Origin of the sequence: Mobiluncus holmesii ATCC 35242, assembly GCF_000185445.1 — a bacterium.
Classification (GTDB): domain Bacteria; phylum Actinomycetota; class Actinomycetes; order Actinomycetales; family Actinomycetaceae; genus Mobiluncus; species Mobiluncus curtisii.
Window position 1 is genome coordinate 1,931,824 of sequence record NZ_GL622346.1, and the last position, 19,253, is coordinate 1,951,076.

20 protein-coding genes and 2 tRNA genes are annotated in these 19,253 nt (G+C 51.3%); 13 read left to right on the forward strand and 9 right to left on the reverse strand.

What is annotated here, in order from left to right; translation table 11 throughout:
- Nucleotides 1–184 precede the first annotated feature (184 nt).
- A complete protein-coding gene (gene nrdF / locus HMPREF0576_RS08245; protein WP_004008602.1) occupies nucleotides 185–1,153 on the reverse strand; it encodes a class 1b ribonucleoside-diphosphate reductase subunit beta in 969 nt (322 codons plus the stop codon).
- 207 nt (nucleotides 1,154–1,360) lie between these two features.
- Here nrdF and HMPREF0576_RS08250 point away from each other — a divergent pair, with 207 nt between their 5' ends.
- Nucleotides 1,361–2,266, forward strand: a complete 906-nt coding sequence (locus HMPREF0576_RS08250) for a hypothetical protein (protein WP_004008601.1) — start codon at nucleotides 1,361–1,363, stop codon at nucleotides 2,264–2,266.
- Nucleotides 2,267–2,360: 94 nt separating this feature from the next.
- Here HMPREF0576_RS08250 and nrdE read toward each other — a convergent pair whose 3' ends face one another.
- The 3 genes from nrdE to nrdH all read right to left on the reverse strand — a co-directional run bounded on the left by nrdE (nucleotide 2,361) and on the right by nrdH (nucleotide 5,325).
- Nucleotides 2,361–4,505: a class 1b ribonucleoside-diphosphate reductase subunit alpha gene (nrdE, locus tag HMPREF0576_RS08255; RefSeq protein WP_036324420.1), complete on the reverse strand. Its 2,145-nt coding sequence runs from the start codon at nucleotides 4,503–4,505 to the stop codon at nucleotides 2,361–2,363.
- A complete protein-coding gene (gene nrdI, locus HMPREF0576_RS08260; protein ID WP_004007891.1) occupies nucleotides 4,502–4,948 on the reverse strand; it encodes a class Ib ribonucleoside-diphosphate reductase assembly flavoprotein NrdI in 447 nt (148 codons plus the stop codon). The genes nrdE and nrdI overlap by 4 nt, the downstream gene beginning before the upstream one ends.
- Nucleotides 4,949–5,079: 131 nt before the next feature.
- The gene (gene nrdH, locus HMPREF0576_RS08265; protein ID WP_004007892.1) at nucleotides 5,080–5,325 is read right to left on the reverse strand and encodes a glutaredoxin-like protein NrdH; all 246 of its coding nucleotides are present in this window, start codon (nucleotides 5,323–5,325) and stop codon (nucleotides 5,080–5,082) included.
- A 367-nt stretch (nucleotides 5,326–5,692) separates the two neighbouring features.
- On the opposite strand from nrdH, the gene HMPREF0576_RS08270 reads away from it, so the two are divergent.
- Complete coding sequence (locus HMPREF0576_RS08270; protein WP_004007893.1) at nucleotides 5,693–6,160, forward strand: S-ribosylhomocysteine lyase; 468 nt, start codon at nucleotides 5,693–5,695, stop codon at nucleotides 6,158–6,160.
- Nucleotides 6,161–6,194: 34 nt separating this feature from the next.
- Here HMPREF0576_RS08270 and mtnN read toward each other — a convergent pair whose 3' ends face one another.
- Entirely contained in the window at nucleotides 6,195–6,959 is a 765-nt protein-coding gene (gene mtnN, locus HMPREF0576_RS08275; RefSeq protein ID WP_004011461.1) for a 5'-methylthioadenosine/S-adenosylhomocysteine nucleosidase, read from the reverse strand.
- Nucleotides 6,960–7,261: 302 nt separating this feature from the next.
- Between mtnN and HMPREF0576_RS08280 the strand changes: the two genes are divergently transcribed.
- A tRNA-Ser gene (locus HMPREF0576_RS08280) sits at nucleotides 7,262–7,349 on the forward strand.
- 85 nt (nucleotides 7,350–7,434) lie between these two features.
- Here HMPREF0576_RS08280 and HMPREF0576_RS08285 read toward each other — a convergent pair.
- Complete coding sequence (locus HMPREF0576_RS08285; protein WP_004011463.1) at nucleotides 7,435–7,977, reverse strand: nucleoside deaminase; 543 nt, start codon at nucleotides 7,975–7,977, stop codon at nucleotides 7,435–7,437.
- 67 nt (nucleotides 7,978–8,044) lie between these two features.
- Between HMPREF0576_RS08285 and upp the strand changes: the two genes are divergently transcribed.
- Nucleotides 8,045–8,680: a uracil phosphoribosyltransferase gene (gene upp, locus HMPREF0576_RS08290; protein ID WP_004007896.1), complete on the forward strand. Its 636-nt coding sequence runs from the start codon at nucleotides 8,045–8,047 to the stop codon at nucleotides 8,678–8,680.
- A 73-nt stretch (nucleotides 8,681–8,753) separates the two neighbouring features.
- On the opposite strand, the gene HMPREF0576_RS08295 is transcribed toward upp, so the two are convergent.
- Together HMPREF0576_RS08295 and HMPREF0576_RS08300 are read right to left on the reverse strand one after the other, a co-directional pair.
- Entirely contained in the window at nucleotides 8,754–9,584 is an 831-nt protein-coding gene (locus HMPREF0576_RS08295) for a MetQ/NlpA family ABC transporter substrate-binding protein (RefSeq protein ID WP_004011464.1), read from the reverse strand.
- Between the two features lie 125 nt (nucleotides 9,585–9,709).
- Nucleotides 9,710–9,793, reverse strand: a tRNA-Leu gene (locus HMPREF0576_RS08300).
- A 332-nt stretch (nucleotides 9,794–10,125) separates the two neighbouring features.
- Here HMPREF0576_RS08300 and HMPREF0576_RS08305 point away from each other — a divergent pair.
- Nucleotides 10,126–11,598, forward strand: a complete 1,473-nt coding sequence (locus tag HMPREF0576_RS08305) for a hypothetical protein (RefSeq protein ID WP_245527392.1) — start codon at nucleotides 10,126–10,128, stop codon at nucleotides 11,596–11,598.
- 64 nt (nucleotides 11,599–11,662) lie between these two features.
- On the opposite strand, the gene HMPREF0576_RS08310 is transcribed toward HMPREF0576_RS08305, so the two are convergent.
- Complete coding sequence (locus tag HMPREF0576_RS08310; RefSeq protein ID WP_004011466.1) at nucleotides 11,663–12,019, reverse strand: hypothetical protein; 357 nt, start codon at nucleotides 12,017–12,019, stop codon at nucleotides 11,663–11,665.
- Between the two features lie 95 nt (nucleotides 12,020–12,114).
- Here HMPREF0576_RS08310 and HMPREF0576_RS08315 point away from each other — a divergent pair, with 95 nt between their 5' ends.
- From HMPREF0576_RS08315 to HMPREF0576_RS08350, 8 genes are all read left to right on the forward strand, one after another.
- A complete protein-coding gene (locus tag HMPREF0576_RS08315) occupies nucleotides 12,115–13,539 on the forward strand; it encodes a uracil-xanthine permease family protein (protein ID WP_004007900.1) in 1,425 nt (474 codons plus the stop codon).
- The gene (locus tag HMPREF0576_RS08320) at nucleotides 13,487–14,131 is read left to right on the forward strand and encodes a LytR C-terminal domain-containing protein (protein ID WP_245527393.1); all 645 of its coding nucleotides are present in this window, start codon (nucleotides 13,487–13,489) and stop codon (nucleotides 14,129–14,131) included. Before HMPREF0576_RS08315 ends, HMPREF0576_RS08320 begins: the two co-directional genes overlap by 53 nt.
- A 160-nt stretch (nucleotides 14,132–14,291) precedes the next feature.
- Nucleotides 14,292–15,104, forward strand: coding sequence for a hypothetical protein (locus HMPREF0576_RS08325; protein WP_004011469.1), 813 nt, complete (start codon nucleotides 14,292–14,294; stop codon nucleotides 15,102–15,104).
- Between the two features lie 309 nt (nucleotides 15,105–15,413).
- Entirely contained in the window at nucleotides 15,414–16,169 is a 756-nt protein-coding gene (locus tag HMPREF0576_RS08330; protein ID WP_004007903.1) for a GntR family transcriptional regulator, read from the forward strand.
- Complete coding sequence (locus HMPREF0576_RS08335; RefSeq protein WP_004007904.1) at nucleotides 16,156–16,770, forward strand: hypothetical protein; 615 nt, start codon at nucleotides 16,156–16,158, stop codon at nucleotides 16,768–16,770. Before HMPREF0576_RS08330 ends, HMPREF0576_RS08335 begins: the two co-directional genes overlap by 14 nt.
- An 8-nt stretch (nucleotides 16,771–16,778) precedes the next feature.
- On the forward strand, nucleotides 16,779–17,585 hold the full coding sequence (locus HMPREF0576_RS08340) for an energy-coupling factor transporter transmembrane component T family protein (protein WP_004007905.1): 807 nt from the start codon (nucleotides 16,779–16,781) through the stop codon (nucleotides 17,583–17,585).
- Nucleotides 17,586–17,641: 56 nt separating this feature from the next.
- Entirely contained in the window at nucleotides 17,642–18,421 is a 780-nt protein-coding gene (locus HMPREF0576_RS08345) for an energy-coupling factor ABC transporter ATP-binding protein (protein ID WP_244855368.1), read from the forward strand.
- Nucleotides 18,418–19,230, forward strand: coding sequence for an energy-coupling factor ABC transporter ATP-binding protein (locus HMPREF0576_RS08350; protein WP_236585954.1), 813 nt, complete (start codon nucleotides 18,418–18,420; stop codon nucleotides 19,228–19,230). Before HMPREF0576_RS08345 ends, HMPREF0576_RS08350 begins: the two co-directional genes overlap by 4 nt.
- Nucleotides 19,231–19,253: the final 23 nt, after the last annotated feature.

Consider the following 19,253-nt stretch of genomic DNA (forward strand, 5'->3'; position numbering starts at 1 on the left):
CACCTCAATTGTATTGGAATTAGCCACTGTATTCTAGCAAATTTGAACGCTAGTCACAGGATAACATTCACAAAGTAAATGCACACCACTTCCGCAACGGTACGGTAATGGCTAATTACTAACAAGAATACTCTCAACCGTGATATTTCGTGGAGTTACTGTTAGATTCATTCTCGAAGAAAACTTAGAATTCCCAGTCCTCGTCCTCGGTTTCCTCAGCGGTACCAATCGCGTAGGACGATCCGGAACCGGAGAAGAAGTCGTGGTTTTCGTCGGCCGCGGGCGACAAAGCTGCCAAAATCGCGGGATTGACGTTGACTTGGTCCGCGGTGAACAGGGCTTCGTAACCCAAGTTCATTAAAGCCTTATTGGCGTTGTACTTGAGGAACTTCTTGACGTCCTCCGTCAGACCTAGCGGGTCGTAGAGGGTCTCGGTGTACAGTTCTTCGTTGTCATACAGGTCCATCAGCAGGGAGAAGGTGTAGTCCTTCATCTCTTGGCGACGGGACTCGGACGACTCACGCATCGCGAGCTGATACTTGTAACCGATGTAGTAGCCGTGAACAGCCTCGTCGCGGATGATGAGGCGGATGAGGTCAGCGGTGTTGGTCAGTTTCGCGTGCGCCGACCAGTACATGGGGGCATAAAAACCACTGTAGAACAGGAAAGATTCCAGCATGGTCGAGGCAACTTTGCGTTTTTCCGGATCATTGCCGTGGTAATAATCCAGCACGATATGGGCCTTCTTTTGGAGGTACTCGTTCTCCTCGGACCAACGGAAAGACTCGTTGATTTCTTCGGTGGACAGCAAGGTTGAGAAAACTGAAGAGTAGGACTTGGCGTGCACCGATTCCATGAACGCAATGTTGGTGTAAACCGCTTCTTCGTGGGGAGTTCGAGAATCCGGAATTAGCGACACCGCGCCGACTGTGCCTTGGATGGTGTCCAGCAGAGTCAGACCGGTGAACACGCGGTTCGTCATGTTCTTTTCGTCTTCGTTCAAGGTCTTCCACGAGGGAATATCGTTAGATAGCGGAATCTTTTCTGGGAGCCAGAAATTGCCGGTCAGGCGATCCCACACCTCCAAATCTTTATCATCTTCGATGTCATTCCAGTTGATGGCTTGCACGGTTTTGGGGATCCCAATGACCACGAGTTTCTCCTTGAATTAGGTAGTATTTTTAGGTTTGCGCAAAGCGTGAAATATCGCGCGAAACTGACTTTCCCAGTCTATCGTGTGGAACCGAGGTTTCAATTTCAGATACAAAAAACCGTGGGGCGACTAGGGTAGAAACAGCAGTAGACTAACTCAACGTTGAGGATGCACAGACAGACTAAAAATGTTTGAAGGCAAGAAATAGTGGAAGACTCAGATTTGATTCGCTTGGCTACTCAGCTGCCGGTGTCGCAGCTGGGAGATCAGTTGCTGCATCTGCAGCCCGGATCCAGGCTGGGTTTATATCTGCTGGAGCTTTCTAACCAGTCGATTACCCCCGCGATGGTGGCGACCGCGGAACAAGCGTTAAACCGACCGCTAGCCTGGATTCTGTCCCAGTTGCGGCAAAGCTGCGCGGGTTTGGATATGCAAGATTTTGTGGAATTGGTGCAGCATCCCGGTCCGGATTTATTGGACTTTGTGCTACCCAGAGATTCCTCCCGCTCGGACTGTTCCGATGGTGCTGATTTGGCAGCAGGTGAGTATATTTCTTCCGCGGTTTCTCCGCAACCAGTCCGTCGCGAACAGGACAATCTGGTACAAATTAAAGCCGCCCGACCTCATCCCTCGCTGGATGCGAACCATCTACCCGATGAATTTGTGGATGCCCTGTCGAGTTCTTTGCAAGCCTATTTCCTCATGGCGGTGAAGTCGAAACTCATCAACTTAGTTGGTTCTCAAGTCATGCTTTCGCTGATGGGTATCCGTCAGCTGCGGTCACCACAGCCTATCTTGCCGATGGTGGCTTTCGCTTTGAGCGACAGTGACGAAGATGAATTTTTCCTCCGTCTCATAATTGGGGCTCTAGCTCAGGCTTTCGCCAGTTGCGACTGGGCAGAGTCGACTGACTCGCGAATGGTGGCAGTCGACCTGTTGCACGAGATGGGACAATCCGCAACTCCGGAGGCGGTAGGTGAAGCCGTGGAGGTATTCAATAATTTCCTGTTTTCAGCAGGCTGTTTGAACTCCCGTGGTGAGGTCGACCTGCGGGCGCATACCCCGATGGTGCTGTTGCAATACCTGGTTTCAGAGGCTCTTCAACCTAAGTAAGATACTCATCTTACCCATTGTTTGAAAGGACTCCCCGGTTGACGCGGTTTACGCTTCAACCGGGGAGTCCCCGTATATAAGCAGTCAGAAAGATTTAGAGCATACAGCTGACGCAGCCTTGCACTTCGGTGCCTTCCAAGGCAGCTTGGCGCAGGCGGATGTAGTACAGCGACTTGATACCTTTGCGCCAGGCGTAAATTTGGGCTTTGTTTACGTCACGAGTCGTAATCGTGTCCGGGAAGAACAGGGTCAAGCTCAGTCCCTGATCCACGTGTTTCGTGGCTTCCGCATAGGTATCAATAATCTTTTCGTACCCGATTTCGTAGGCATCCTGATAGTAGTCAAGGTTGCCGTTGGTCATGTAGGGAGCAGGATAGTACACTCGACCAATCTTGCCCTCTTTACGAATCTCAATCTTGGAGGCGATGGGGTGAATCGATGACGTCGAGTTGTTGATATAAGAAATCGATCCGGTGGGCGGAATCGCCTGCAGATTTTGGTTATACAGACCGTCACGTTTGATGTCTGCGGCTAAAGCCCGCCAATCTTCCGGGGTCGGCAGGTGGATTGAGGACTTCTCGAACAGCTCGCGAACTTTGGCGGTCCGTGGTGTCCAGTCCCCCTGAAGGTACTTTTCAAAGTATTCGCCACTGGCATATTGGGAACGTTCGAAACCTTCAAAAGTGACGCCACGCTCTATTGCCAAGGCATGAGACGCCTTGAGGGCATAAAACGCCGTAGCGTAAAAGTACATGTTTGTGAAGTCCAGACCTTCATCTGAACCATAGAAAATCTGGTTCTTTGCCAGACAACCGTGCAGGTTCATTGCCCCTAAACCGATTGCGTGTGACATCGAGTTACCGCGCTGAATAGTCGGCACGCATCCCACGTTCGTCAAGTCCGACACCGCGGTCAAAGCGCGAATCGCGACGTTGATAGATTTTGCAAAATCCGGGGATTCCAAGGTCTTGGCGATGTTCATGGAACCCAAGTTGCAAGAAATATCCTTGCCGACCTTTGCGTAAGACAGGTCCTCATTTAGCACGGAAGGCTCGGACACTTGGAGAATTTCGGAGCACAGGTTCGACATGATGATGCGCCCGTCAATCGGGTTTGCCCGGTTTACGGTGTCTTCGAACACGATGTAGGGGTATCCGGACTCGAACTGGATTTCTGCCAGAGTTTGGAAAAACTTGCGGGCGTCAATCTTTTTCTTGCGGATGTTGGGGTTATCAACCATCTCTCGGTACTTTTCCGTGACGGAAATATCACTGAAAGGCACCCCGTAAACCCGCTCTACATCGTAGGGACTAAACAGGTACATCGGTTCCTTGTTGCGCGCTAGCTCAAAGGTGATGTCAGGAACCATCACACCCAGGGACAGAGTCTTGATGCGGATTTTTTCGTCCGCATTCTCGCGCTTGGTGTCCAGGAAAGACATGATGTCAGGGTGGAAAGCGCTGATGTAGACCGCTCCGGCGCCCTGACGTGCCCCCAGTTGGTTTGCGTAAGAAAATGAATCTTCCAGCAGCTTCATCACCGGGACCACGCCGGAGGACTGGTTTTGAATCTTTTTGATTGGCGCGCCCGCCTCGCGCAGATTCGTTAGCAGCAAAGCGACGCCACCTCCGCGCTTGGATAGCTGCAGAGCAGAGTTTATTCCCCTAGCGATGGACTCCATATTGTCTTCTAGGCGCACCAGGAAGCACGAAACCATTTCTCCGCGGGCTTTCTTTCCCGCATTGAGAAAAGTGGGGGTGGCGGGCTGGTAGCGTCCCGCAATGATTTCCTCCATGATGTCTACTGCCAGCTGTTCGTCCCCGCGTGCCAGGTACAACGCCACCATGCACACGCGATCCTCGAAGCGCTCCAAGTAACGTTTGCCATCGAAAGTCTTTAGCGTGTATGAGGTGTAGTACTTGAACGCTCCCAGGAAAGTCGGGAACCGGAACTTGTGACTGTAGGCCTTTTCGTACAGGGACTTGATGAATTCGAAGTTGTACTGTTCGAGAGTTTCCGCCTCGTAGTATCCCTCCTCGACCAGGTAGTCGAGCTTTTCTCGCAAGTCATGGAAGAACACCGTGTTCTTGTTTACGTGCTGCAAGAAGTACTGACGAGCCGCTTCTCGGTCTGCGTCGAACTGGATTTTCCCGTCCTCGCCATAAAGGTTCAGCTTGGCATTTAGCGAGTGGTAATCGTGTTCGGCGTCGAGGAATTCGTCTTCCTGAGTGTCGGTCATGACTCCGGTGACGCCGGGGAGTCCAAATCCGCTTGCTGAGAGTGTAGGTTCGCCCAAAATTCTTCCAATCCTTTTCTGACTGCAGTTACATCTTCCGGGGTTCCCAACAGTTCAAACTTGTACAGGAAGGGAACCTTGAGTTTATTAGAAAGCACTTTGCCGGCGATGCAGTAAGCTTCGCCGAAATTGGTATTTCCGCTGGAAATTACACCGCGACACAAGTTGCGGTTGTGTTCAATGTTTAAAAACTTGATGACCTGCTTGGGGACCGCTTTGCTGATGTCTCCGCCGCCATAAGAAGGCACCATGAGCACGTATTCCTCGTCAACCAGTAAAGGTTCAGTTCCGGGGCGTATCGGGATACGCAACGCCGGTACGCCGACACGTTCTACGAATCGTTTGGTGTTTTCAGTTGCAGAGGAAAAATAAACCAATAACCCCACGGTCTTGCCTTACTTCGATGCGTTTCTTTTAGTGGATTCACAAGGTGCGCCGGTCGCGCTGTGGGGGTGACGGAGTGGCACGTCCCCACTCCACGCTGAGGGAGCGCAACGAGCGAACCGAGATGCCGTGATTAGATAGCAGCGGCGAGGGCGGTAACGGCGAGAGCTTTGATTTTATCGGGACGGAACCCTGACCAAGCATCATCTCCGGCAAAAACAACGGGAGCCTGCTGGAATCCCAAGCTCTTGATGTGATCGAGAGCATTGACATCCTCGGTCAGGTCTACGGTTTCGTAGTCCAGACCCTGCTTGTCCAAAGCGCGCTTCGTTGCGTTGCACTGAACACAGTTAGGCTTCGTGTAAAGAGTGATACTCATCTTAAGGCTTCCTCCGCATATCTCCCAGTGTGTAATCCTCCCAGCGGTATCTTCGTGGACCGCAAAAGGGAAAACTACAACGTTGTTATTCTATCAGCACCGAAAAGTCCTGTCGAGTTCAAAACACTACACCTTGGGGGCGGGCGTGTCTACTACCACTACATGTAGTGGTAGGTTATTCTTTAGTGCATCCTGTGGACAAGTCTGATTTCAGCTGTGGACGAGATTGTGTATAGCTGTGTTAGCCCACGTAGTAAGGCTAAGTTACACGGCTGTAGTTATCCACAATCTGTGCAAAAGCGATCTTTTGAAAAATGATAGTCACGGCGTGTCGCCATACTTTCGGGGAAGCTATAGAATTTTGGCTATGGAAATCGAGAAAACCAATGTGGAATCTTTTCAGCTTGATCACACTAAGGTAAAGGCTCCGTTTGTGCGGGTAGCGCACCAGGAGACTTTGCCCGGTGGGGATGAGTTCATCAAGTACGATGTGCGGTTTTGCCAACCCAACGTGGAGCATCTAGACATGCCGGTGGTGCATTCTTTGGAGCACAGCATGGCAGAACATATGCGCGACCATACGGACAAACTGCTGGATTTCTCTCCGATGGGCTGCCAAACAGGCTTTTATGCGATGACCCTAGGTATTCAGCCGGAAGAATTTATGTCGATATTACAGGCAACCCTGGTTGACATAGTTAACATGAATGAGGTTCCGGCAGCAAATGAAGTGCAATGTGGCTGGGGGAAAAGCCACAGCCTGGCAGGAGCACAAGCCGCAGCGCAAAAGATGCTAGACCACAGAGAAGAATGGGGTCGCATCTATTCGCACTAAATTTGAAATTCGGTAACGTCTCAAGAACGATGCGTTACATAACTTCCTCCGGTTCGCGCAGCCCTAACAGGCACAGCGATACCAGGAAACTTAGGCGGGCGACATCTCCCGCTCGGGAGTAGTTCTCTGCCGCCGCTTCAGGTCCGCACAAATCACTGATGCCACGGATCGCGAGGAAGGGGACCTCAACTCCGTAAGCGACCTGCGCCAGAGCTGCTGACTCCATATCGACTGTAATCGCCTCGGGATAACTTTCTCGCAGCTGTAAAGCAGTCTCGGTGCCCACAAACTGATCGGCAGAAAGAAATTCCCCGCTGCGGGTGCGCGACCCTGCCAGTCGTGTGGGCAGAGCATGAAAACGACCTAACAGGTCTCCGTCAGCTAAATAACGTTCGGGCATTCCCGGAATCTGACCCAAGGCGTAACCAAACTCGCGCGCGTCGGCGGTAGAAAACAGACAAGATGAGGCTGCGACTACGTCCCGGACTTGTGAATTCGCATCCAAACCGCCAGCTGAACCGCAGCTAAAAATGTAGCGCGGGGAAACATATGCTAGGGCAGCCGCCAGTGAACTGGCAGCGTTGACCAGACCAATTCCGGTGGTCAACAAGGCAACCGTGGCATCCTCAATCTGGAGCAGTTGCAAGCTACCTTTCGCTCCCAGACGCACCAGATTTCCCCCGCCTTTAGCCAAATCCCACAGTGGAGCTGCTTCGTCCTCCATCGCGGCGGTGATGATAGCCAAAACCGGAATGCGAGCGGGGGGCAGGGGCAGATTTAGGTCGCGGTCGACTGACATATCGAGCCTTTCGTGTGGCTGGTGGAAAAATCAGGAAATTCCAAGAATCCCGAATCAAAATTGTAGAGCATATTTGGGGCACCCTGCAGATTTCGCGTTTCCCCAACCCGCTCCGATGGTTTACCGAGGGTGTTGGGGAGCGGTGAAGAACTCCAAAAATTGCAGTGTTTGCAACTCTATCGGCAGGTTAAACCTGTCAGTCTGCACGTTGGCAGCGCCCCGGATGAGCGTCCGGGAAACGCGGGAAGATTTCGCCCGCAACTTCATGATAAAATCATGGCTCGTGCTGAAAAGCGCGACTTGGTAGAGTGTCCGAGCGGCCGAAGGTGCAGCACTCGAAATGCTGTGTGGGGCAACCCACCGTGGGTTCAAATCCCACCTCTACCGCCATTTTGCTGGGGTAACATTTCGCGGTGCCCGGTCACAAATTAAGTCTCTGTGGAGACAAAGTTTCGTTCTGGCGTTGCATCCAGGTTTACCTGCGCTCTCCAAAAAACGCTTTCAATAGCGCCTTTACCCGAGGCTCGTCCACTCCGCCTTTAACTTCAACCTGGTGGTTGAGTCGGCTATCGCGCACTACATCGCGGATAGACCCGCAGGCGCCAGCTTTCGGGTCCCAAGCTCCGAAAATAAGCCGTGAGATGCGGGCGTTCACGATGGCTCCGGCACACATCGTGCAAGGCTCCAGCGTCGCGACCAAGGTGCAACCCTTGAGATTCCAACGCTCCAGCCGACCCGCAGCTTCTCGTAAAGCCACGATTTCCGCGTGAGCGCTGGGATCGTACGGTGGATTTTCGCGCTGGTTCAGCCCCAATCCCGCTACTATCCCCTCCGGGGTTAACACCACGGCGCCGACCGGAATGTCCCCAGCCCGACCTGCCTTCTGGGCTAATCTATATGCAGTGTCCAAGGCACGCACCTCTGCGGAGGACAAACCATAAGCCGCGCCCCCGCCTTGTGAATTCACCAAAAAATCATCGGAACGGTTGGGAACAGGGGAAATATTGGAGAAAACCATAAAGTAACTCTAACCGACCCGAGTGAACTTGACGCGAGACGGGGTCCTTTCGCGGTAAGTTAACACCATGCACTTATATGTTGCGGATCATCCGCTGATTAACCATAAATTGACCCTGTTACGCGACAAGAACACCCCGTCGCCGATGTTTCGTCAGCTCGTGGATGAGCTGACGACTTTGCTGGCCTACGAATCAACCCACAATGTTCGGGTGGAAACGATAGATGTAGAAACCCCTCTGACCAAAACGCAAGGTCAGATTTTGGCAGACCCGCGTCCTATCGTGATTCCGATTTTGCGTGCCGGCTTGGGGATGCTGGAAGGCATGACTCGTTTGCTGCCAACTGCGGAAGTCGGATTTTTAGGAATGAAACGCGATGAGGAAACCCTCGCAATTGAAACCTACGCCAACCGGTTGCCCAGTGATTTATCTGGGCGGCAGTGCTTTATCGTCGATCCGATGTTGGCGACGGGCGGAACCTTGGTGGCAGCTATCAACTACGTGTTGGAACGTGGTGCTCGCGATGTCACCTGCACGTGTATCCTTGCTGCTCCCGAGGGAATTAAGGTCGTGACCGACGCGGTGGGGGACCGGGCGGACGTGTCAGTTGTTGTGGCTGGGGTAGATGACCATCTGAACGATGATGCCTATATCGTGCCGGGTCTGGGCGATGCCGGAGATCGTCTCTACGGGCTGGTTTGAACCAAATTTATTAATAAAAAATTGCTGGCGACCAAGGAAATACTTGGTCGCCAGCAATTTTAGCTAGCTATTCTCAGAACGCCGGGATGACCGAGCGATCCTTCCAGGTGTCCTCAATGTACTTTTTCGTCACATCTGAATGCAGCAGCTCGTCAAGCTTCTTAATGGCCTCGAGCTTCTTCTTTTCGTCAGCGCGCCACACTAGGACGTTTACTGCCGGGTTGTCTTTCGGATCCTCCAAGACCAATGCGTCAGCAGGGTTCAAGCCCCCACCTTGCGCGAAGTTGCCGTTGATGACGGCAATATCCACGTCAGGCAGCAGGGACGGTTCAGAAGCACCATCAACTTCGGTGAACTGGAAACCGTGAGGGTTAGCGTCCGGCTTAGCCTTGACATTCACGACCGAGAGGTCCTTGATGCCCTTTAACTGCAGCAGATTGTTGTCCTCTAGCAGTTTGAGCTGACGTGCCTGGTTCGACTGGTCATTGATGATGGCAATCTTGGCGCCATCTTTGAGTTCGTCGAGACTCTTAATCTTGCTGGAAAAAATGCCCATCGGCTCCAAGTGGATGCCCTTGCCGGCAGTGAACTTATAGCCACGAGATGCCGATTGCTCCTCGAGGTAGGGTACCGTCTGGTAGTAGTTGGCATCGATGTCGCCAGATTTCAAAGCCTCGTTGGGCTGGATGTAATCAGAAAATTCCTGAACTTTAATGGTGATTCCAGCCTTCTTCGCAGCGCCGGAGTCCTGCAGATACTGCAGAATTTTAGCGTGCGGAGTGGGAGAAGCGCCTACGGTCAAAACGTTTGCGTCAGAGGTGCCGCCTCCGCCACAAGCAGTTAACGAAATAGCTAGAGCACTCGCGCCTAAAACTGCGACGGCACGAGCCATAAATTTGTTCATGATGTCCCCTTCCTCGAGCTCAAGTTAATAATGAAAGGATAGTAAAGATTTGGGAATTAAGAAAAAGCCCGGCGAAACCGATTGTAAAACCGGATGCCGGGCAAGACCGGGAAACCCCGTAAACGTGCGCGAAAGGGGAGTTGAACCCCTACCCCATCACTGGGACACGGACCTGAACCGTGCGCGTCTACCAATTCCGCCACTCGCGCGTGTGCGGTCGTTTACAAAAACAACGCCATAAAAAGATACCTAAACTATGTCAGTTCGGCAAATTTTAGGATTTATCTGCAGGAGTTGGCGTGATGGAGACTGGTATCGTCTGAAAATTTCTTGAGGGGAAGGTGTTGAAAATCCTCCATGAATCGAGAGTTATCTGGTTAAGTTGAGTTGCTTGGAGGGCAAACTCGACCCTGTAATCTGGCAGTTGATTGAGAAATGCGGGGAAAGTTTAATTCTTCTTTACAGAATCATGCGTCCGTATCTGTTTCAACCTTGTACAATGGTTCCTAGTTATTTGTATTTCTAGGAGGATTGCGGGTTTATGACTGGCGTAAACGTGCCCGGCAGCGGTCAGGGAGGCAGACCTGCGCCTAAACCTGCAAATGCCAACCCAAACTTGGTTTCTTTGGGAGACACTCCCTCCGGAGCGGTTCCGCTTGATTCCGTAGCGGTACCCCTGGACTCGCAAGCAATCCCTCCCCAGGGCTACGCCGGCGCTCCCAATAACGGCAATTTAGTTTCCTTAGGTGAAGGAATGGGCGGTGCGGTACCCCTGAATGGTGCCGGCGACTTCTACAGCGATCAGACGGTGCCGCTCAACGGAGAACCTAGCGGTATGGACGGCGTGATGGGAATGCCGCCAGCCACACCGATGGGTATGCCAGCGTACGATCCGAACAGTCAGTCTCTGGATCCGAACGCTTACGCTGGTTATGGTTACGGGAATTCCAACATGGTTCAGCCGCCTTATTCTGGCGGTCAGATGCCCGTCTCTGACGGCTCTGGGTATCCGGATTATTCAGGATACCCAGTACAAAACCCACCGAATGCTCCGGGTCAGTTCGGAGCTTTTCCCATGCAACCAACGGGATACCCCCCGATGGGAGCGCCCGCTCCTCAATATGAACCCGAACCTATGGATCCGCGCTTGGTGGTGCAGCGCGCTGAGGAACAGCATCCTGATTTGCAGGATATTCGTACCCGTGTGCCCTTTAACATGCCGACTTTAGGATCCGACCAATCCGCGGTGGTCGGACGGGCTTCCCGGCGTAAAAAGCGCGATTCCGGTCAAAAGGAAAACAAGTCCGAAGGCGTGCTGGGGAATCTGACTCTGCCTGGCGATCCAAATGCGGGTCTGTCCCTAAAGGAACTGTTGGGTCAACCGGTGTCAAATATGGCGGCGGCGACGATTCTGAGCCCGAAGGAAATCGAAGATTCTGACGGTCTGCAAATGCGAGCCGTAGGTCTGGCCGTGGGCGCGGTACCCGAAGTGGATGCCCGCTATGAGATTCCTTACATAGCGCGTGAACACCCGTCGTATTACACCGGGTATGAAATCAGCTTGATTATGGAGTCTATCCGCGACCCTGAACATGCCCGCCAAGTGCTGGCTCGTATCGTCGCGATTCCGAGATGGATTCGCTGGGTAATTTCCCTGTTTGGTGGCGTCTGCGGGGCAGCCGTATCCGCTTTGAACGCTTTCCTTTCCTTGCTTGCCTTTACCGTCTTGATGTCGATTGTGCTGCTTTTCACCTATTCTTTTGCCAGTCGTATCGGTTCCGGACGTTTCTATGATCCGACCGGATACAAGGTGATTTGGCTAGGGTCATTTATGCCTATCGGTTTGCTGTCCGCCATTATCGTGGCGCGCTCGATGGTGGGACAGCCCTGGCTGGCTTTTATTGCCTTTGTTATCACAACGATTTGCGGTATCGTCTGGACGACTTGGATTCAAAGCTTCCAGGTGCGCCGTCTGCTATCCTCTGAAATTCCAGACGAGCCAGCTGACGAGTAATTTAGTCGATTCGTCGACTAGCGACCACCCTGAACCGAGGTTGGGACGCCGCGGTTAATCGAGACTAAAACGGGACCACAGTCACCGTAACTTTAGTGATTACCCAAGCTAGGAACCACACTGTACCCCAGCCTATAGACAGGAAAGACAGACCGAATGCGGCACGCAGCAGTCCGTCTCCAGGTTGGTGCTCCGACGAGAGCGTACGCACTCGCAGCAATCCACCAGCTAGGACCGCCACGATGAGGGCAGCAATTGAAAGAAACACCGGCACCAGGAAACTGATAAGGGAAACGACGAACAATGTAATGACGACACCAGGGATTTTTTGGGCGGAGTCAGTGTAACCAGGTCGGGAAAAAACCTCTTGCGGGTTGACCTTTTCCAGGCCGGGGAAATCCGAAACATAGGCGTCGCTCACCCGTTTAGCCTAGCGCAACAGGCGTTTTTTTGCGCGACGGGGGGCGTATTAGGATGGGAGGGACAAATTCGGGAGTCTGCAAGGAAGGACGAAACATGTCAGAAACGAAAACCAGTAATTTCAAGTGGAAATTGCATGGGGACGGTAAGCGTATCTCTACCGGTGAGGTAGTTCAGCCCAACGAGCGTCTGACATGGCCACGCACGATAGGTATCGGAGCCCAGCACATTGTCGCAATGTTCGGGGCGACTTTCCTGGTGCCGCTGCTGACCGGTTTCTCTCCCGCAACCACACTGTTCTTTACGGGTTTGGGAACCATCCTGTTTATTCTCATCACGTCCGGACGCTTACCTTCGTATTTGGGTTCGTCCTTTGCATTGATTGCTCCGATTGGTGCGGTGACCGGTTACGTTTCGGGTGGTGGCGCTCCCATTGACTCGGACAAGATGGCTCTGGCTCAAGGTGGAGTGATTTCTGCCGGTGCGCTGCTGCTGCTGGTTGGGGTGCTGGTTCATTTTGCTGGTGCAGCCTGGATTGACCGCATCATGCCACCGATTGTGACCGGGGCAATTGTGTCTTTGATTGGTTTCAACCTGGCACCTTCGGCGTGGAACAACGTCAAGCAGGCTCCCGTGACTGCTACCGTGACCATCTTGTCCGTCCTGTTGATTACCGTGCTGTTCAAGGGCATTATCGGACGTTTGTCGATTCTGATCGGGGTGCTTATCGGCTATGCGACCGCGGTGATTCGCCACGAAGTAAACTTTGAAGCCATCAGCAAAGCTGACTGGGTAGGTTTCCCGTCATTCCACGCCCCGACTTTTAGCCCCGCCCTGCTGGGTTTATTCCTTCCAGTAGTGTTGGTTCTCATTGCTGAAAACGTGGGGCATGTAAAGTCCGTGTCCGCTATGACCGGTCAGAATCTCGACGATTTGACCGGTCGGGCTTTGATTGCGGACGGTCTGTCCACCATGATTGCCGGTAGCGGTGGCGGTTCTGGTACCACCACCTACGCGGAAAACATTGGGGTTATGGCAGCGACTCGGGTCTATTCCACCGTGGCATATATCGTTGCCGCTATCGGGGCTTTGGCTTTGTCGATGCTGCCCAAGTTTGGTGAAATTATCGCCACCATTCCGCCAGGGGTTCTGGGTGGAGCCGCCACGATTCTGTACGGCATGATTGGGATGCTGGGAGTGCGTATCTGGGTCCAGAATCAGGTAGATTTCGCTGACCCGGTAAATCTGAATACCGCCGCGGTGGCGATGGTGATGGCTATCGCGAACTACACTCTGGTAGTCGGTGACGTGAAGTTCGAAGGTATCGCGATGGGTTCTTTCGGAGCCATCGTCATGTACCACGTCATGCGGGCGATTTCTAACCTGCGTGGCACGAAGCTTGAGCAAGCCTCCCCGGCTTCTGCACCAGCTGGTACAGAACTGCATTCAGAGGCTTATTCTAAGCGCCATGCGGATCAAGAAATCCGGGCTGCCCAAGGAAGAAGCGATGCCCAGGATTGAAGCAAAGGACCTGATAGGTCAGGGTGATTCCAAGGAGATACGCGTCAAGCGGCGGCGCCGCACCCTGGCTCGCCAAACCGTGATTTTTGGCTGGATTGTTCTGGCCATGGCAGCGGTTCTAGTGGTTTCTTTGCCTTTTGCGATGGGTCTGGTTTCTCTGCCTTTTGGTAATTCCTTCGTTTTGTCCGAGGAAGCCAAGGCGAAAGCCCCGCCATGCACCCCGAAAGGAAAGCCGGTTTCACTCAAAGGCGTGACAGTAAACATATTCAACGGATCTTCCCAAAACGGTCTGGCTACGCAAACAGCGCAGCGGCTGAAAGAATTCGGGGTTAAGGTCAACGTAGTTGGTAACTCGCCAGATTCCTATGCTGGGGCGGCTCGGATTAACACCAGCAAGAAAAATATTGCGAAAGCATTCTCTTTGGCGCGGGCTCTGCCAGAAGCTGATGTCAGGATTGATTTGAATCGTGGCGCAGAGATTAACATCCTGCTGGGAGAACAGTTCCAAGGGGCGCTCGCTATGGATAACCTTAGCGACGGCGACTTGGGACCCTATCCGCATGCACCGAAAAATTGTCAGGAACTTGACTAAAATTCCCGTGGATAACGCAGTACGCCTTGCAGAATCTGGGAAATCCACGCGATAGATAATCAATTAAGATTGGAGTGGCATGTTTTTAGCTATGCTTGAGACTAGATTTGTCACCAATCGATACGAAGAATACAGGTAAGACCAGTGAAAGGGGAACGGCGTGGGGTTGTTTTCTAAGAGCAGACCCGATACCAGCGGTCCGGTTCGTCCCTATCTTAAAAGTTTTGCTGGCTGGGAAGCGCCCTCGACATTCGCCACCGTTGAGGATTCCCTCGAACTGCAAGACGATTTTGCGGCGCTGTTTGCCGAATATAACGTGGACGATATTCACGGCGCGGAGTTTGACGACTGGGCTTATCTGGTGCGAGACAGAAACAACTCCGATGATTACGCGGCGGTTTGCGTGTGGGTGAAAGGTCACTTTGTGGGCTATTTGGATCACGCTACCGCCGGTAAATACGTGGTGGAGCTAAATGGTTTGGACTCCCAGGAACTCAATCTGGTGGTGCCTTGCCACCTGTGGGCGCAGCGCACTAAATCACGGTTAGCAAATCGTGTCACCTTGAGCTTGCCGCCCGTAGGCGGTGTGGGGCCGGTAAATCAGTTCCCGAAAAAAGCCTTCACCATCTTGCCTCCGGGGGAAGAAATTCCTTTGGAAGACTACGATGACCACATCGCTCCGCTGCACCCGTATATTTCCACGGGCAAGACGGTACCCGTAGCCCTGTGGATGCAAGAGGATAAAACCGGTCTGGGAGCCTATCTCGACAAGAAAACATATATCGGGCGAGTTCCAGACCGTGCTGCCGAGCTAATCGCGCCCCTAGTACGGATTGCGGTGGCGCATAAACTTATCCCGATTGCTCGCGGGATGCTGACTGGCTCAAACATTCGTAACGACCTAACTATTGTCACGGGGGATACCCGTACGGTGGGTTCTCACTGGAATCCGACCCATGACGGTGGCAAATAAGCCATGAACATTTCGCTGAGAGTCTAACCCTATATTTTCGAAATACTGGGGTTGACCGGATGCTGTGTTTCTATCTTAAGTACAACCATATTAGACCCGAAACAAACCGGTATTGGAGATACCTTAGAACTATCAGCGGGGATTTGAGAGCAGAGTTGTTCACAAAGTTTGACACTGTGAATTGTGTGTAAAAACGTCGTTAAAAAGGCAATAAGTGTCATGTACAGAAAAGCTGTACAGCAAAACCGTTGACTTGTATATTCGGTACAAGTAACTTATTTTCATCGCAGTTTTTGTAAAGGGGCAAAAATGGTCAACACGTCACCTCCAGTATATGAACAAATTGCTGAGGTCATACGTCGGCAGATTCATGACGGTGATTACCTCGTGGGAGACAAGTTGCCCTCTGAGAATGAACTCTGTGAAATTCATAAAGTGGCACGTGGAACAATCAGAAGAGCGATAAATGGATTAATCGCGGAAGGTTTGCTGGAATCTGAGAAGGGCAAAGGAACATTTGTCACATCGCCCGAAAGTAAAACTTTATTGTGGAATTTTGGTTCACTAACAGACCGCCTCAATGATACTTCCGAGCGTGCCCTAGCTAAAGTTCTGGAGCAGACCGTCGTGATTCGTGGAAATAGGAAAATGTTGAGATTGAAACGCTTGCGCTCTATTGAGACGGAAAATACGGTAATACCAATCAGCCTTGACATTTCGTTTCTTCCCGTAGACCTGCTTCCAGGTATCGAAAAGTACGATTTTGAAGATGAGTCTATCTATCGCATCTTGAGGGAAAAATACAATCGGAATCCGACCCAATCTCTTGTTTCACTAAAAGCCAGGATAGCAGATCAGGGCACAAAGCGGATTTTGAAAGAATTGCCCAGCACTCGCTGTTTATTACATGCTACTGGCGCTACCTACGATAATGTTCATGTTTGCATTGAGGAAAGCGAGATTACCTATTCTTCTCGAGTGCAGGCAGTTATGCACATCGATCATCACAATGGATATACTAAACCACTACAAATGACAAAGGAGTTACACCATGTCCATGAATAAAATGAATAAAATGACAATCTATCTAATACCAGTTGCGATAGCGCTTAATATTGTTGTTTCGCAAATTGTATTTGCGCTGAAGCTTCCCATTTGGTTGGACTCTATCGGGGTCGTTCTTACGGCAGTGATTTGTGGATTCTGGCCTGCCACTATCGTCGGTGTGCTGACCGGAGCAGCCTCCCTGATAACAAACCCCTCCAACATATTTTACATTCCTTTATTTGTCGTCACCGCCGGGGTAGCCGCTTTACTGGCTCGTAAGCACGGATATTCGTCCTTCCTTCGTTCTCTCCTGTCAGGTATTTTAAATGGGCTAGCAACTGGTATTACGGGGTCTCTTATTACGATTATGGTCTATGGTGGTCTCTCTTCAACCGGAACTGGAATCATTGCTGGACTGTTGCGCCAGGTTGGCGCCCCAAACTGGACTGCTGCTATGGCAGCCGGGGTATCGGGTGATATTACCGATAAAGTTTTGACTGCTTTGATTGTGTTCTACATACTGATTGCGCTGCCCCAGCGCACACTTGCCAAATTCCCTCGTGGAGAAGCCTATTTGCTCACCCGCGAGAAAAAACAATCAGATAAAGACTCTGAATAGGTGTTGATATGGCACAGGTTGAGGAGATTTCCAATGATATTAGGCGCTTCGTTTTTCACCCGAGAAAAACCCATCGCTACCAGCACATTAATCCCGTAGTAAGGTTTCTAATACCTCTGGTTCTCATGGCGGGTGTGCTGGCAAGCGGGGACCCCTTAACCTTCTATATCTTCACTGGGTTAAATATCGCCGCTGCAGCAGCTTTGCAAGTGTTGATACTGTTTTGGTCTCGATTCTGGAAGATTGCTCTCACAGTGTCGATATTTACTTTAGGAGTCCGGGCGTTTTTTGAATACGGCGATCACGTCGTATTCAATGTTGGACCCCTAGCTGTTACGCAAGAAGGGTTGGCATCGGCTAATTGGTATGTAGCAATGCTTCTTGCTGTATGCGCTCCCCTGGTACTGCTCACATCGATTCTGTCTTTGCAAGATTTGTCTCATGCCTTGGAGCTACTTGGGGCGCGGCGCCAAGTCTGTTATGTAGTAATCAATTCCGCGAGATTGATTCCAGAGCTTGCCACTCGAGGGAAAGCCGTGCGTGATGCGCAGCGTTCCCGTGGGATACAGGTTGAGGGTAGTCGTCTGGTTAAGCTAAAAGCTGTTCTGCCCACGATTGCCCCCCTGGTCCTCTCCGCGCTGTCAAGTGTGGAAGAACGAGCCGTTGCCATGGAGGTGAGAGGAGCTAGCATCACCGAAATTAAAGGGACCCGTTTGATTCCTCAAGATAAGATTTCCGGATTCGGGTACTTGGGTATTTTCGTTGCAGCTTTACTCTCGGTGTTTATTGGAATAGGAGGACGTCTGCTTTGGTAGTGGCAATAAAAACTACGCAGGTAGCGGTTAAGCATCCCTTAGCGAAAACCTGGGCATTGGAAGATATCAATTTGAATTTGGAGTCTGGAAAAGTTTACGGATTGATGGGAGCTAATGGTTCTGGAAAAACAACATTATGTAACACGCTAAAGGGACTCATTCCAGGTGTCCTTGGCGGCGAAGTAAAAGGTAAAATAGAGATTTTCGGTAAAGACCTGAACGGACTGTCGCAACGAGAGTTGGTTGAAACTATCGCTTTGGTCTTTGAAAATCCATACACCCAGTTGACAGGTACGTGCCAGACGGTTGTCGAAGAGATTGCCTTTGGGCTTGAGAACCTGGGTTGGGAACGCGAGCGCATAATTGAGCAAACCGCACGCGTGATATGCGATATGGATTTGCAAGACCTTGCGTTTAGAGACCCCCTGGAGTTGTCCGGTGGGCAGAGACAAAGAGTCTCTGTTGCCGCGGTGATGGCTATGGATACCCCGGTTATTGTTATTGATGAACCCACTTCTCAGTTGGATCCTGCAACCACAGAAATGATTTTCGCTGCTATTACGAAAATGAAGGACGCCGGAAAAACCGTGCTTCTCTGTGAAAATAAAATTGACCAATTGGTAGAAATTGCGGACGAAATAATCATTTTAGATAACGGAAGGGTTTACACTGCAGGGCAACCCGGTGAAGTACTATCACGAGCCAAATCCGATGGGCTTCACTGCGGTTTCCCGGAACTATTTACGTTATCTTCGGGTTTAAATGTCTCACCTAGATGGATTACATTCGCGCAGGCTAAAGCATCTGTCAATACGTATGTTGAGGAATGGCAATGATTAATTGTGACCACGTTGAATACTGTTATCCGGGTGGGACTCGGGCTCTCACAAGCGTATCCCTCAAAATAGAATGCGGAGAGTGCGTTGCACTCATAGGGCAAAACGGAGCTGGTAAAAGCACCCTGTCGAAGCTACTGAACGGACTAATCCGACCTACCTCCGGAACTATTTACTTAGAAGGGCAAGATACCTCAAATTATCGAACCGATGAAATAGCACAGCGCGTAGGATACGTGTTTCAGAATCCCGATGATCAAATTTTTTCTAAAACAGTACACGAAGAATGTGAGTATGCGCTCAAGCGTCTAGGTGTAGAACAAACTGAAAGGGAAGAGAGAATCACCCAGGCTCTGAGCGTATGTAACTTACTGGAAGAAGCAGAGACTAATCCACTAGATTTGCCCCTTGCGCAGCGTAAGTTTGTCGCAATAGCTGCGGTGCTTGCTATGGACCCTAATTATGTGATTCTGGATGAGCCAACCGCCGGACTGGATGAGTTAGGTCGACGGGATTTAGTCGCCATTATGCAATGGGCCAGTAATGCTGGTAAGTCCGTAATCGCAGTTTCGCACGACATGCGCTTCGTTATTGAAAATTTTCCGAGGGTTGTGGTGATGAGCCAGGGTGGCATAATCAGTGATAATTCTGTAGCAGATGCGTTCTCCAATGATCAAGTCTTGGCAGAGGCGAAGTTAACCGTCCCCCCTGCGGTCCAAATATCTCGGCACGCCGGCGCGCCTAAAGAGTTATTACAAATGGATCAAATTTTCAATTGGTGCAAAGACTTCTTATATCGAAAATCATAAATTTATCCATTTAGAAAGGCATT